Here is a 14,525-nt window from a genome sequence, read left to right on the forward strand (position 1 = left end):
ATTATTCTCGTTTGGTTATAAAGACCATAGCAGGAACCATGCCACAATTAAATCCTGCCATTGTTATTATTTTTCAATGGGTTAGATTTTAAGATCCCCGTCCCTTTTTGCTGCAAATGCAACAGCCACTGATGACCGTCTGCTGCATTTGCAGCAAACCGGCCGGTCACCCCCTCGTTATCGCCCGCGTCTGAAGGTATGGTTTCCGTTCCGCTTAATGTGAGGGATCCCCGATGCAAACCCACGGCCCGGTGTTAATTGATCCTGCTTCTATTGCCTTCCAGAGCGTTCTGGACCGCCTGGCGCCGACCGACGCCACGGTGCTGATCGTCGGGGAAACCGGCACCGGCAAAGAGGTGGTGGCGCGCTATCTGCATCATCACAGCCCGCGACGCGACCGGCCGTTCCTGGCGGTTAACTGCGGTGCGCTGACCGAAAGCCTCGCCGAATCCGAACTGTTCGGTCATGAGAAAGGCGCCTTTACCGGCGCGGCAGATCGTCATCAGGGCTGGTTTGAAGCGGCGGAAGGCGGCACGCTGCTGCTGGATGAAATCGGCGAGCTGAGCCTGCCGTTGCAGGTGAAGCTGCTGCGGGTGTTGCAGGAGCGCGAAGTGACGCGGGTGGGATCGCGTCGCCCGTTAAAGGTCAACGTTCGGGTGGTGGCGGCCACCCATGTCGATCTGGCGCATGCCATCCGTGAACGTCGTTTCCGTGAAGACCTCTATTACCGGCTGAATGTCGCGGCGGTGGCGCTGCCGCCGTTACGCCAGCGGCGGGAAGACATTCCGCTGCTGGCCGATCACTTTTTAACGCTGTATGCCCGGCGGCTGGGCCGTCCGCAGCTGCGTCTCAGTGAGGAAGCGCTGGGCACGCTGATGGATTATGCCTGGCCGGGGAATATACGCGAGCTGGAAAACACCCTGCACAATGCGGTGCTGTTGAGCAGAGAGCCGCTGATTACGCCGCAGCAGCTGCGGCTCAGCGCCGCCAATCTGACCTCGCTGCCCCATGATGACGATTCGCTGGATGCGTTCTTACGCCAGCAGCTGGTGGAAAATGACAGCCCGCTTTATCAGCGGGTGCTGGATTCGCTGGTGCGCAATGCCTTTGAACTGAGCCAGGGCAACCAGCTGCAAACTGCCACCCTGTTGGGCATCAGCCGCAATACGCTACGCACCCATCTTGGCCATCTGGGCCTGATTAAAGCCCGCCGCAGTGTGGCCGGCGCGACAGGCAAAACCCCGAACGAATCGGGCAGCAGCGAGCGCGAACTGCGGATTGGTTACCAGAAGTTTGGCAATCTGGGGATTTTGAAAGTGCGGCAGACGCTGGAAACGCAGTTTGCCGATCGTGGCGTCAGCGTGCTGTGGAGCGAGTTCCCCGCCGGTCCGCAGTTGCTGCACGCGCTGACCAACGGTGAGATCGATTTTGGCACCACCGGCGAGGTGCCGCCGCTGTTCGCCCAGGCCAGCAACAGTCCGCTGCTGTATGTCGCCTGGGAACCCGCCGCGCCGCAAAGCGTGGCGCTGCTGGTGGCGCACGACAGCCCGGTGCAGACGCCGGCCGATTTACGCGGCAAGCGCATCGCGGTGAATAAAGGCTCCAACGTCCATTACCTGTTGCTGCAAATTCTCGATGAGGCGGGCCTGACGGTGGACGACGTGCGCGTGGTCTATGCCCCGCCGAAATATCCGCTGACCCCCAGCGATCATCATGCGGTCGATGCCTGGATGATGTGGGACCCGCTGCTGAGCGATGCCGAACACGGCGAGCAGCTGCGGGTGATCGCCAACGGCGTTGGCCGGGTGAACAACCATCAGTTCTATCTGGCGCATCGCGACTTTGTCGGGCATTCCGCCGATTTGCTGGACACGCTGATGTCGGCCCTGGAACACACCGGACAGTATATCGAGGCACACCGCGATGAGGCCGCCGCGCTGCTCTCCGCCGAGCTCGGGCTGTCCACCGCGTCCCTCGGCCATGCGCTGGCGCGCCGCAGCCATCAGCCCCGGCGCATGGATTTGACCATTATTCGTCAGCAGCAGGCGATTGCGGATCGCTTTTACGCGCTGGGCCTGCTTTCCCGTGCGATCAAGGTGCGAGAGGCGGTCTGGCCATGATTTTTTCAGCTAAGCAAAGCAATTTTACTCGTTAAGCCGTTTTCATGCGGTTTGCTATGTTGCTGAAACATTACCTATTACACCGGGATTAAAGATGAAAAAAATCGTATTGAGCGGCCTGATTGCCGCCGCACTCAGTGCCTCGGCGTTTAACGTTATGGCAGAAACTGCCCCTAAACAGGTCACTATCGGTTTCCAGAAAGCCAATATTTTTGCGCTGCTGAAGTACCGCGGCACGCTTGACGCCGAGTTTAAAAAACAGGGCATCGCGGTGAAGTGGGTCGAATTCCCGGCCGGCCCGCAGATGCTGGAAGGGCTAAACGTCGGCAGTATCGATCTGGCCGCCACCGGCGATGCGCCACCGACCTTCGCCCAGGCGGCGCAGGCCGACCTGGTGTATCTGGCGCACTCGCCCGCTAACCCAAAAACCGAAGCGATTGTGGTGCCGGAAAACTCAGACATCAAAACCGTGGCCGACCTGAAAGGCAAACGCGTGGCGCTGAATAAAGGCTCCGACGTTAACTATCTGCTGGTCAGCGCGCTGGAAAATGCCGGATTAAGCTACAAGGACGTGAAGGCCATTTATCTGCCGCCTGCCGATGCGCGTGCCGCCTTCCAGCGTGGCGCGGTCGATGCCTGGGTGATTTGGGATCCCTACTACGCGGAAGTGGAAACCAATGCCAAAGCCCGTTTGATCAAAAATGCCGAAGGGCTGGTGCCGCATTACACCTTCTATCTCTCCAGCCGTAAGTTTGCCGATACCTATCCGCAGACCGCCAAACAGGTGGTCGATCAGCTCGGCACGCTGAGCGACTGGGCCAACAAAAACCCGGAAGAGGCAGCCAAAATACTGTCAACGTCGACCGGTTTGCCGCAGCCGATCTGGCAGCGGGCGATTGCCAGAATGCCGTTTGGCGCAGAGCGAATGACGCCGGAAGTGTTTAAGGAACAGCAGGCGCTGGCAGATAAGTTTACCCAGATTGGCCTGCTGCCGGTGAAGGTTAACGTTGCCAGCGCAACCTGGTCGCTGGATAAGAAATAATGTTGATGTAATGGCAAAAAGGGCAATCAGCTGATTGCCCTTTTTTATGGGCTGGGGTGACTCAGGCGATCGCTTCCGCCTGGCGATTCAGCGCGGCCGCCTGCAGCTGTTCAACGCTGAGGGCGGGATCGAACAGGCCGGTGGAGAGGTAGGTCAGGCCGCTGTCCGCGAGGATCGCCACAATCCGCTTGCCGGCATATTCCGGCCGCCGGGCAACCTCGCGCGCGGCATACAGCACCGCACCCGAGGACTCACCCACCAGGATGCCATCCGACAAGGCGACTTCCCTCGCCGTCTGCACCGCCTGCCAGCTCTCCACCGCAATCGCTTCATCGCACAAACCGCGATCGAGCGTCAGTGGCACCCGCTCCGGGGGCACCTCGCTGAAGGCATGCACGCCGGTGATCTCGCGGGTGTCCGGGTTGTCCTTGTCCGGGATGCTGAAGCGGCCGGGCTCGACGGCGATCAGTGCGATCTGCGGGTTAAGCTGCTTAAGATAGCGTCCCGCCCCTGACAGCGTGCCGCCGGTGCCGACGGACGCGATCAGCACGTCAACCTGCCCTCCGGCCTGTTGCCAGATTTCCGGCCCGGTATTGTGGAAATGGGCCTGCGGATTGGCCGGGTTTTCCAACTGGCAGGTGAAGCAGATATTCGGCTCTTTCAGGATCACGTTATCGGCCAGCCAGCGGGCGGCAGCCACAAAGTCGCCGTCACTCGCTTCGATCACCTTGTCGAAGCCGGGCACCGCGCTAAACGGGATGATTTCCGCACCAAAGGCGTTGAGGATGGCAAAACGTTCGGCGCTAAGTTTGTCATGCAGATAGACGCGAAACTTATAGCCTTTGGCCGCGGCAATCGCGGCCAGGCCAATGCCGGTATTGCCGCTGGTGGTGTCGACCAGCGTCATGCCCGGCCTGAGCTTGCCGCTGCGCTCCGCCGCTTCGATCATCGCCAGCGCGGTGCGATCTTTGATGCTGTGATTGGGATTAAAATATTCCAGCTTGGCGACCAGATCGGCAGTCAGTTGATGCTGTTGGGAAAAGCGGGTGAGGCGTAATAGCGGGGTCTGACCTACCAGTTCGGTAATGCCATTATGTATTGTCATCATGCGCTCCAGTCAGGCGGGTTAAGCAATCTACTGGCAAATATTCCGCTTATCGTCTGAAAGGTAAATTAAGAAATAGCGCAAAGGTTTCCAGAGAAATAACTAAGTCCGCGAAGCATAACGCCTCGATGTGAAAAAGGCCGGTTTCCCGGCCTTTGCATAAACAAAACCTGGAATCAGTTATTCACCGGAATAACGGCACCTTTATATTTGGTGCGGATCCAGTCCTGAATTTGTTTCGAATGCAGCACGGTGACCAGCGCTTTTATATCCGGCTTGTTTTCATCGCCACGGTGCACGGTGATGATATTGGCGTACGGGTTATTTTCACCGCTTTCAACGGCAATCGGATCTTTTACCGGATTAAGGCCAGCATCAATGGCGTAGTTGGCGTTAATCACCACCGCATCGCCTTCGTCATTGTTGTACATCTGCGGCAGCAGCGCGCCTTCGACGTTAGCAATAAACTGCAGGTGTTTTGGGTTCTCAACCACGTCGCTGATGCGCGCGTCCACTTTGCTGACGCCAGGCTTCAGCTTAATCACGCCTGCCTTCTCAAAGATTGACAGGATACGGCCCTCTTCCGCCACCGCATCACGCATGATCACTTTGCCGTTCTGTGGCAGATCCTTCAGCGATTTGTATTTCTTCGAGTAAATGCCAATGGGCTCGATATGGATTGCGCCAGCGCTGACAAAATCATAGGTCTTGTCGTCGGCATGGTCTTTCAGCACGCTGTTCAGATACGGCACGTGCTGGAAGTAGTTAGCGTCGATATCACGGCTGGCCAGCGCGGTATTTGGCAGGATGTAGTCCTGGAAAGGTTTGATTTCCAGATCGATGCCCTGCTTCGCCAGGATCGGCTTGGCCTGCTCCAGAATTTCAGCATGCGGCACGTTGGACGCGCCAACGGTCAGCGTATCAGCCCATGCGCTCAGACTCATCGCAGCCAGAGTGGCAGCAGCCAGCAGTGTCAGTGTTTTTTTCACAGTAAATCCCCTAAAAGTTAACGTTTATCGAGCCGTGTGGTCACGAGATCACCTACGAACTGGATGATAAAAACAATCACCAGAATCATTGCCGTCGCCACCAGCGTCACATCGCCGTGGTTACGTTGAAAACCTTCCAGATACGCCAGATTGCCGAGGCCACCTGCGCCAATCACCCCGGCCATCGCGCTGTAACTGACCAGCGCAATCAGCGTAACGGTGATGCCCGACACCAGGGCTGGCGAGGATTCCGCCAGCAGCACGCGGAAAATCAAGGTGCTGATGCGCGCGCCCATCGAACGCGAGGCTTCAATCACCCCTTTATCAACTTCGCGCAGGCCGATTTCCACCAGCCGCGCGTAGAACGGCGCCGCCCCGACAATCAGCGCCGGCAGGGCCGCATCCGCGCCCAAAATGGTGCCGATCAGCTTTTTGGTGAACGGGATCAGCAGCACAATCAGAATGATGAACGGGATCGAGCGGAAGACGTTGACCAGCACCGAGATCAGCGCATAGATCGCCCGGTTCTGGAACAGGCCGCCGCGCGCGGTCAGGAACAGCGCCAGCCCGAGTACAATTCCCAGCACAAAGGTCGCCACGCCGGAAATCGCGGTCATGTACAGGGTTTCACCGGTCGCAGACCACAGCTGGTCCAGTTTCAGGTGCGGAAAGAGGGACTCAATCATTGGCGACCACCTCGGTTGTAATGCCATGCGCGTGCAGGTCCTGCAGAATGTTCTCCAACTGGCTGCGGGTGGCGTTGACCTGTAACCACAGTTCGCCAAAAGTGCCGTTGCTGGTTTGCGTCATCTTGCCGTGCAGGATGTTGAACGGCAGCGCGTATTTCAGCGTCAGTTCGCCGACAATCGGCTGGCGGGTGCTCTGACCGATAAAGGTCAGCTTCAGCACGCTGCCGCCCGTCTCATCCACCAGTTCAGCATTGAACGGCGTGTCTGCGCGGCTGTACTCGCTGGTTTGCTTCACGAACTGGCGGGTGATCGGCTGTTGCGGATGGGTAAAGACCGACAGCACCTCGCCCTCTTCGACGATGCGACCGTCTTCCATCACCGCCACGCGATGGCAGATTTTGCGCACCACGTGCATTTCGTGGGTGATCAGCACGATGGTCAGCTTCAGCTTGCGGTTGATATCCAGCAGCAGATCGAGGATGGCATCGGTGGTTTGCGGATCGAGCGCCGAAGTGGCTTCGTCACACAGCAGCACTTCGGGATTGTTGGCCAGCGCGCGGGCAATGCCGACACGCTGCTTCTGCCCGCCGCTGAGGTTGGCCGGATAGGTCGACTCTTTGCCGGTCAGCCCCACCAGCTCAATCAGCTCTTTGACCCGCGCCTGGATCGCCGCTTTCGGCGCGCCGGCAATTTGCAGCGAAAAAGCGATGTTTTCGCTGACGGTGCGCGACCACAGCAAATTAAAGTGCTGAAACACCATGCTGATTTTCAGCCGTGCCGCGCGCAAAGCTTCGCCTTTTGCCTGGGCAATATCCTGCCCGGCAATGGTCACGCTGCCCGACGTGGGTTTTTCCAGCCCGTTAAGCAGACGGATCAGCGTACTTTTTCCCGCGCCGCTGTAGCCGATAATGCCGTAGATCTGCCCCTGTTCAACCTGAAGGCTGACATCGTCGACGGCCCTGATCGGACCCGCCGTGCCTTTGAAGGTCTTGAATACGTTGCGTAAAACTATCATCTGTTGCCTGTCTGTCTGCGGCGATTGAATCGCTTATTAAATGAACTGATTGTTTTTGCTGCATTATTGATAAAACTTATGACACGGGATAGTAGGCAGAGCCGATATGACTGGAAAGGACTTAAAGGGAATGTCTTATAGCTAAAGTGAATATGATGGGCGGGTGCGGGGTGGGAATATCTGGCAATTAACGGGTTTAGCGAAATGTGCCGATGTGAGAAAAGAAAACCCGGCATCCGCCGGGTTTGGGCTGGGAGATTATCTTGCAGGATGTTGTGCTATTTCTTGCCTGACCTCTTCAATCACCTCCTGCAGGGTTCCAAGGCACCCCGCCGCCTCAGGACCAGCCCTTTTTAGCGCCGGTTCAGCCCTGGCAAAATAGGCTTCAATTTGCTGTTGAGTAAAGTGGGTCATGCCGGGTATGGCGCAAATAAACGAGCTACCGAAACGCTGTTTTAACGGGTCGGCATTGTGATCCAGCGCGCGGGTTGCAGTAATTACCGCGACAGGGTCTTTAATCAGCGCCCTGCTAAGCGCGGTCGTCAGCGCCTCCGTCTGCCGATCGTCAAGGGTGTCGCCAATACGGTTAATCTCCTGCGGCAGTGCCTGCAGCGTTTTGCCGTCGGCCTGTTCCACCAGCCGAATATAAGCGTGCCAGTCGTTTGCTGCTGCCATGCACGCCGTCGATAAGATACCGGCAATTAAAATCATGGTACGTCGGATCATCTGATGAATATTGCCGCTAACCCCTAAATAAACTGATATTGCCATTCGATGAACTCCATTTCATGATAAGAAGGATGATTATTGCTTCCTGGCGGTTTAGGATGAAATAGAGATTGAAACTTTATTGCTATAAATCAATTAAATGCTTCGTTAAAAATGAAAAGTGAAGGATCGAATTTGAACAGGAAAGTAAAAATAGGGATATGGGCGATTGTGCTGATAGTTACCGTGCCGCTGGCGGCAGTCATTGCCCTTATCTACCTGCGCACCGGGCACTATCTTTACAGCGAGGAGAATCTGGCGAAGTGCCAGAAGTTCACGCCTGAACAGGCGAAAATTGTAGTCTTACGCTCCCGGCTGAAAAACTATGATGGCTGGTCGTCTGAGGGTAAAGCCTGGTCTGCCGCTCAGGCGGCTCAAATTACTTTCCTTGATGGCGAAATCCATAAAACAGATTCAGACTGGTTCATCCCCTTTACGCAAACCAACACCGAAAATGTGAAGAAATACTTTGCGATGTTGGACTGCGGCACGCTGATCGTTGAATATGCCGCAGAGCCTGAAGAGCCGCCCCGCTGATCGTCGGTATCACCCTGAATATCCGGGCTGAAGCAGCGTTTGTGCAGCTTCAGCCCACAATAAGACTGCCGTACCGTCAATCCCGCCTATATTCGCCTGCCGATTAACCTTAGATGATTTCCTTGGTTCACCCCGCTCCTGCTAAAGCCTGATATTTAACGTCACTTCCCTGAAAATATTGACGTTAAAGGATCCCACTATGCCACACACTTTCCGCCCTGAGGCGCTGGCTCGTCCGCTGGCTTTAAGCATTGCCCTTGCCCTGTTTGGTGGAAACGCCGTTGCGGCGGATTCGCCGGTTAAAGGCGGCACGCTGATTTATCTGGAGCAGCAGGCGCACACCAACCTGTATCCCCCGGCGGGCGGTTTTTACCCTAACGGCGGCATCCTGAATCAGATTACCGACAAGTTGACCTGGCAAAATCCGGAAACCCTCAAGGTTGAACCCTGGATTGCCCAGAGCTGGACCACTAACGCCGATAAAACCGAATACACCTTTAAACTCCATCCCGGCGTAACCTTCTCCGACGGCACCCCGCTGGATGCCAATGCGGTCGCCAAGAACTTCGACACCTACGGATTGGGTAATAAAGCCCTGCGCCTGCCGGTTTCAGAAGTGATTAACAATTATGATCATAGCGAAGTGGTCGATCCGCTGACCGTGAAGTTCTATTTCAAAAAATCGTCCCCCGGCTTCCTGCAAGGCACCGCCACCATCGGTTCAGGACTGGTGTCACTCAGCACCCTGGCGCGCAGCTTCGATCAGCTGGGCGATGCCCGCCATATCATCGGCTCCGGCCCGTTTGTGGTCAGCGATGAGAAGCTGGGTCGTGAGGTCGATCTGGTCGCCCGTAAGGATTACCAGTGGGGACCGGCAAACATCTCTCAGCAAGGCCCGGCGAACCTCGACGGCATCAAGATTATTGTGACGCCTGAGGATAGCGTGCGCATCGGCGCGTTGCTGGCCGGTCAGGCGGATTTTATCCGCCAGGTGCAGGCCTACGACGAGAAGCAGGCTAAAGAGCAAAACTTCCCGATTTATGCCGCACCCACCCGTGGCGTCAACGACAGCCTGAGCTTCCGTCCTGATAACCCGCTGGTCAGCGATCTGCGCGTGCGTCAGGCCCTGCTGACTGCCACCAACTCGAAGCAGGTGGTGGAAACGCTGTTCTCCCCTAACTATCCGCAGGCCACTTCGGTGATTGCTACCACCGCCGCAGGCTACGTCAACCTTGCCGACAAGCTGACCTTCGATCAGGCGAAAGCCAAAAGCTTGCTGGATGAAGCGGGCTGGAAACCGGGCGCCAACGGCATCCGCGAGAAAGACGGCAAGCCGCTATCACTGACCGTTTACGAGTCCCTGCCGCAGCCACAGAACAAAGAGGTGCTGCAGCTGATTGCTCAGCAGTGGCGTCAGGTCGGTGTGGAACTGAAAGTGAAGGCGGGTGATGCAGGCAGCAAAACGCTGGACAGCCTTGACCCGCTGAAAACGCCGTTGAACGTCACCGAAGTGGGCCGTGCCGATCCGGACGTGATCAAAAGTAGCTTCTATCCGGCCAACCGCGATGCGCTGCTGCAAAAAGGCGGATCGAGTGACAAGGTGAAAAGCTTCCGGGATGACAAGCTGAATCAGCTGCTGGTGAATATTTCTGCCGAGATCGATCCCGCCAAACGTCTTCAGCTGACCGGCGATGTGCAACGCTACCTGCTGGAGCAGGCTTATGTGATCCCGATTTTCGAAGAGCCGCAGGTGTTTGCCGGCGCGCCATGGCTTAAGGGCGTGAAGTTCGAAGCGGTCGGCCGTCCTGCGCTGTACAGCGCCTGGCTTGAAAAGCATTAAGGAGATCTGAATGCGCCATTATCTGCTGTATCGGGTTGGGCATGGGGTGCTGGTGCTGTGGGCAGCGTTTACGCTCTCCTTTGTGCTGCTGCAGGTGCTGCCCGGCGATGCGATCCTGATTAAGTTTCAGAACCCGGATTTGGGGCTGAGCCCGCAACAGATCGCCGAGATGCGGCAGGCCTATGGCGCAGACAGTCCGTTGTGGCAGCAGTATCTGCATACCCTCGGCGCGATGCTGCAAGGCGATTTTGGCTATTCGGTACAGGCCGGCGTGCCGGTCAGCGAACAGTTGCAGAGTAATCTCCCAGAGACGCTGCGCCTGGCCGGCTGCGGTTTTGTGCTGGCGGTGGTGCTGGCATTTGTGCTGGCCGCGTTGTCGCGCATTCCGGCGCTGCGGGGCTTGCGAAACCTGCTGCAATCGGTGCCGGTGCTGTTTATCTCCATCCCGACCTTCTGGCTGGGTATCGCGTTAATTCAGCTGTTCTCTTTCCAGTTGCGCTGGATACCGGTGATCAACCCTTCCCCGCTACAGGGCCTGATTCTGCCGGTGATCACCGTGGCAATCCCGATCTCCGCCCCGCTGGCGCAAATCCTGTTACGCAGCATCGACGAGGTGGCAACCCGACCGTTTGTGGCGGTGGTTCGCGCCAAAGGCGCCAGCGAAAGCTGGGTGTTATGGCGGCACGTGCTGCGTAACGCCATGCTGCCGGTGCTGACCGTCGCCGGACTGCTGCTGGGCGAGCTGATCGCCGGTGCGCTGATCACCGAAACGGTGTTTGGTTTAGGTGGCCTCGGCCAGTTAACGCAACAGGCGGTGAATAATCAGGATGTCGCGGTATTACAGGCGGTGGTGATGATTTCGGCACTGGGCTTTGTGCTGATCAATATGCTGGTCGATCTTTTAATGCCGCTGTTCGATCCCCGTCTGCAAACCGTGACCAGAGGTGCCGTATGAGCCTTGTTGATTTTGCCACCGCGCGGCAAAAGCCCACGCCCACCCGTCAGGCCTGGAACGTTCAGCCCGGTCTGTGGCTGGCGTGGTTAGTGATGCTGCTGGCGGCCATCGCCGCGCTGTTTCCCACTTTACTGACGCCTTACAGCGCGGTTGAAGGGATTGCCGGCGCGCAGCGTCTGGCCCCGCAGGCCGGACACTGGCTGGGAACCGATCAGCTGGGTCGTGACGTTTTCGCCCGCATTGTCTATGGCGCGTCGCACTCGTTGTCCGCCGCGCTGCTGGCGGTGGCCATGGGCGGGATTTTTGGCACCGCGCTGGGCGTGCTGGCCGGTGCGGTAGGCGGTAAAACCGAGTCGGTAGCGATGCGTGCGGTTGACGTGCTGCTGTCGATTCCCTCGCTGCTGCTGTCGTTAAGCGTGCTGATCCTGCTGGGCTTTGGCACCCTCAACGCGGCAACGGCGGTGGGGATTGCCTCCATCGCCAGCTTCGCCCGCCTGGCGCGCGGTGAAGTGGTGCGCATTCGCCACAGTGATTACGTCGAGGCGGCGTTTGGCAGCGGCGGACGCTTTCTGTCGGTGCTGTGGCGCCATATTTTACCCAACGCGCTGGCCCCGGTCATTGCCTATGGTGCGCTACAGTTTGGTCAGGCGATCCTCGCCCTTTCTACCCTGAGTTTCCTCGGCTACGGCACCCCGCCGCCAGCCCCGGAATGGGGATTGCTGATCGCCGAAGGTCGCAACTATCTGGCCACCGCCTGGTGGCTGACCACCTTCCCCGGTCTGGTGGTGGTGTTCGTGGTGCTGGCGGCCAACCGCATCAGCCAGCAACTTTCAGGAGGCCGGAAATGAGTTCGCAACCCGAGTTACTGCTCAACGTTGAGCAACTGAGCCTGAGCTATCGCACTGGCGCAGCCTGGAAAGAGGTGGTGCATCAGGTCAGTTTCCAGCTTAACAAAGGGGAAATGGTCGCGCTGGTCGGCGAATCCGGCTCAGGTAAAACCACCACCGCGCAGGCGATTATTGGCCTGCTGGCGGAAAATGGCCGTCGCGACGGGGGTCGTATCCTGTTGAACGGCGAAGATATCAGCCAGTGGTCGTCGCGACGGCTGGACAGCGTTCGCGGCGCGCGTATCAGCCTGGTGCCGCAGGATCCGGGCAACTCGCTTAATCCGGTGAAAACCATTGGCGATCAGGTGGAGGAGATTTTACGTCTGCATCGCGTCTCTGACCGCGCCGGACGCAAACAGCAGGCGATCGAGCTGCTGACCCGCGTCGGGCTCAGCCATCCTGAGCAGCGCGTTAACCAGTATCCTCATCAGCTGTCAGGCGGCATGAAACAGCGCGTGCTGATTGCCATCGCCCTGGCGCTGAAACCGGACATTATTATTGCCGACGAGCCGACCAGCGCGCTGGATGTCACCGTACAGAAGCGCATTCTCGACCTGCTGGATCATTTACGCCGTGAGTCCGGCACCGCCGTGCTGTTTGTCACCCATGACCTGGCGCTGGCCGCCGAGCGCGCCGACCGCATTATTGTGTTCCGCAATGGTGAGATTCAGGAACAGGGCGCGACCTCGCAGGTGATCGGCGCGCCAAAACAGGCTTATACCCGCCAGTTGCTTGCCGATGCCCTGCCGCGTCCGCGCCAACCTGACCCCGCCAGCCCGCGTTCATTCTCGACTCCGGCGATTCAGGCCTCGCGCATCAGCAAGGGTTTCGCGCTGGGGAAAAGCCAACGGTTACAGGCGCTGAACGAGGTCAGTTTTGCCGTGGCCCGTGGCACCACCCACGCTATCGTCGGCGAGTCGGGTTCGGGCAAAACCACGCTGGCGAGGATCCTGCTGGGATTTGAGTCGTCGGACGCTGGCCGCATAACCCTCGACGGTATCGTGGTCAACGGCCTGCAGGGCGAATCATTACGCCAGCTGCGACGCCGCATCCAGTTTGTTTACCAAAACCCGTTCGCGTCACTCGATCCGCGGCAAACGCTGTTTCGCATTATTGAAGAGCCGCTGCTGAATTTTGACCGGCTCAGCCGCGACGAACGCCGCCAGCGGGTGGAAGCGGTGACGCAGAAGGTGGCGCTGCCGCTCGATATCCTGTCGCGCAGCGCGCGGGAACTGTCCGGCGGCCAACGCCAGCGCGTGGCGCTGGCCCGGGCGCTGATCCTGCAACCGTCGATTCTGGTGCTGGATGAAGCCACCTCGGCGCTGGACGTCACGGTGCAGGCGCAGATCCTCGCCCTGCTGCAACAGTTGCAGGCAGAACAGGGCCTGACCTACCTGTTTATTACCCACGATTTGGCTACCGTGCAGCAGATTGCCGACACCCTGACCGTGCTGAAGGCCGGTGAAGTGGTGGAATCTGGTGACGTTGTCACTATTTTTAACGCGCCACAACACGCTTATACCCGCGAGCTGCTGGCCGCGATCCCTGTTTATTCCCCGCCGGTTAAGGAGTTTTCATGACCGCTAAACGTATCGGCTTTTTCACCCGCCTGCTGGATAAGGTCCCGGCCAGCGCGCGCTACCGCCTGGCCACCGAGCAGATCCAGCACGCTGAGCGGCTGGGATTCGACAGTGCCTGGATAGCCCAGCACCATTTCCATGAAAACGAAGGCGGTTTGCCTTCGCCGCTGCTGTTTCTGGCGCATGTTGCGGCCCATACCCAGCGCATCCGTCTGGGTACGGCGATTATCACGCTGCCGATGGAAAATGCCCTGCGCGTGGCGGAAGATGCCGCAGTGCTGGATTTGCTGGCCGAAGGTCGACTGGAGATTGGACTGGGTTCCGGCGGCACACCAACCTCGTTCCTGCCGTTTGGCCTGACCTTCGAACAACGCGGTGCGGTGTTTGGAGAACATCTGCACACGCTGCTCAGTGCCTGGCGTGGCGACTCGCTCAGCCATCCCGATAATCACCTGTATCCCCCGGCGCCGCAGCTGGCGGACCGCGTGTGGATTGCCACCTTCTCGGTGGAAGGCGCAGTACGCGCGGCGAAAAGTGGGCATGGACTGATGCTGTCACGCACCCAGCCTCGCCCGGCTGACCAGCCCAATCTGCCGCTGGATGCGCTGCAAAACCCGATGATCGATGCCTATCTCGACGCCCTTCCGGCCGGCGTTGAGCCGAGGATCCTCGCGTCCCGCACCGCCTTTGTTGCCGACTCCGATCACTACGCCCGCAAGCTGGCAGAGCCGGGTATTCGTGCCCAGGTCACCCAGTTTGTGGCCTCCGGTCAGCCGCTGCGCGGCGACAGTTTTGACGACTATTTACGCCAGGTTGACGCCCATGTCGGCAACGTGGAACGGGTCACCGCATCGCTGTTGCAGGACAGCGTGCTGCCCCGCGTCACCGATATCTCTTTCCAGGTTCATTCGGTTGAACCGCCGCACGCCGACACGTTGCGCTCTGTTGAGCTGATTGCTGAGCACATTGCGCCACTGCTAAGAACCCTGAAACCTTAA

General features: G+C 58.4%; 13 protein-coding genes. 8 read left to right on the forward strand and 5 right to left on the reverse strand.

The features are described 5' to 3' along the window. Positions 1-233: 233 nt before the first annotated feature. Both AC0IXH_RS06820 and AC0IXH_RS06825 read left to right on the forward strand, forming a co-directional pair. On the forward strand, positions 234-2,120 hold the full coding sequence (locus AC0IXH_RS06820; RefSeq protein WP_471720243.1) for an aliphatic sulfonate ABC transporter substrate-binding protein: 1,887 nt from the start codon (positions 234-236) through the stop codon (positions 2,118-2,120). A 94-nt stretch (positions 2,121-2,214) separates the two neighbouring features. Next, entirely contained in the window at positions 2,215-3,162 is a 948-nt protein-coding gene (locus tag AC0IXH_RS06825; protein WP_013202089.1) for a sulfonate ABC transporter substrate-binding protein, read from the forward strand. 61 nt (positions 3,163-3,223) lie between these two features. Here AC0IXH_RS06825 and AC0IXH_RS06830 read toward each other — a convergent pair whose 3' ends face one another. From AC0IXH_RS06830 to AC0IXH_RS06850, 5 genes are all read right to left on the reverse strand, one after another. Then, positions 3,224-4,267, reverse strand: coding sequence for a PLP-dependent cysteine synthase family protein (locus AC0IXH_RS06830; protein ID WP_346598807.1), 1,044 nt, complete (start codon positions 4,265-4,267; stop codon positions 3,224-3,226). 176 nt (positions 4,268-4,443) lie between these two features. Further along, complete coding sequence (locus tag AC0IXH_RS06835) at positions 4,444-5,256, reverse strand: MetQ/NlpA family ABC transporter substrate-binding protein (RefSeq protein WP_013202087.1); 813 nt, start codon at positions 5,254-5,256, stop codon at positions 4,444-4,446. A gap of 17 nt (positions 5,257-5,273) precedes the next feature. Further along, positions 5,274-5,942, reverse strand: a complete 669-nt coding sequence (locus tag AC0IXH_RS06840) for a methionine ABC transporter permease (RefSeq protein ID WP_013202086.1) — start codon at positions 5,940-5,942, stop codon at positions 5,274-5,276. After that, positions 5,935-6,960 carry a methionine ABC transporter ATP-binding protein gene (locus AC0IXH_RS06845; protein WP_053143315.1) on the reverse strand — a complete coding sequence of 342 codons (1,026 nt, stop codon included), beginning with the start codon at positions 6,958-6,960 and terminating at the stop codon, positions 5,935-5,937. The genes AC0IXH_RS06840 and AC0IXH_RS06845 overlap by 8 nt, the downstream gene beginning before the upstream one ends. Positions 6,961-7,218: 258 nt before the next feature. Then, complete coding sequence (locus tag AC0IXH_RS06850; RefSeq protein WP_471720244.1) at positions 7,219-7,731, reverse strand: hypothetical protein; 513 nt, start codon at positions 7,729-7,731, stop codon at positions 7,219-7,221. Positions 7,732-7,863: 132 nt separating this feature from the next. On the opposite strand from AC0IXH_RS06850, the gene AC0IXH_RS06855 reads away from it, so the two are divergent. From AC0IXH_RS06855 to AC0IXH_RS06880, 6 genes are all read left to right on the forward strand, one after another. Next, a complete protein-coding gene (locus tag AC0IXH_RS06855) occupies positions 7,864-8,265 on the forward strand; it encodes a hypothetical protein (protein ID WP_013202083.1) in 402 nt (133 codons plus the stop codon). Positions 8,266-8,464: 199 nt separating this feature from the next. Further along, on the forward strand, positions 8,465-10,105 hold the full coding sequence (locus AC0IXH_RS06860) for a TIGR04028 family ABC transporter substrate-binding protein (protein WP_471720245.1): 1,641 nt from the start codon (positions 8,465-8,467) through the stop codon (positions 10,103-10,105). Between the two features lie 10 nt (positions 10,106-10,115). After that, positions 10,116-11,060, forward strand: coding sequence for an ABC transporter permease (locus tag AC0IXH_RS06865; protein WP_013202081.1), 945 nt, complete (start codon positions 10,116-10,118; stop codon positions 11,058-11,060). Next, positions 11,057-11,908, forward strand: a complete 852-nt coding sequence (locus AC0IXH_RS06870; RefSeq protein ID WP_471720246.1) for an ABC transporter permease — start codon at positions 11,057-11,059, stop codon at positions 11,906-11,908. Before AC0IXH_RS06865 ends, AC0IXH_RS06870 begins: the two co-directional genes overlap by 4 nt. Next, the gene (locus AC0IXH_RS06875; RefSeq protein WP_471720247.1) at positions 11,905-13,527 is read left to right on the forward strand and encodes a dipeptide ABC transporter ATP-binding protein; all 1,623 of its coding nucleotides are present in this window, start codon (positions 11,905-11,907) and stop codon (positions 13,525-13,527) included. The genes AC0IXH_RS06870 and AC0IXH_RS06875 overlap by 4 nt, the downstream gene beginning before the upstream one ends. Beyond that, positions 13,524-14,525, forward strand: a complete 1,002-nt coding sequence (locus AC0IXH_RS06880) for a putative FMN-dependent luciferase-like monooxygenase (RefSeq protein WP_013202078.1) — start codon at positions 13,524-13,526, stop codon at positions 14,523-14,525. The genes AC0IXH_RS06875 and AC0IXH_RS06880 overlap by 4 nt, the downstream gene beginning before the upstream one ends.

Source organism: Erwinia sp. AC075, assembly GCF_979253995.1.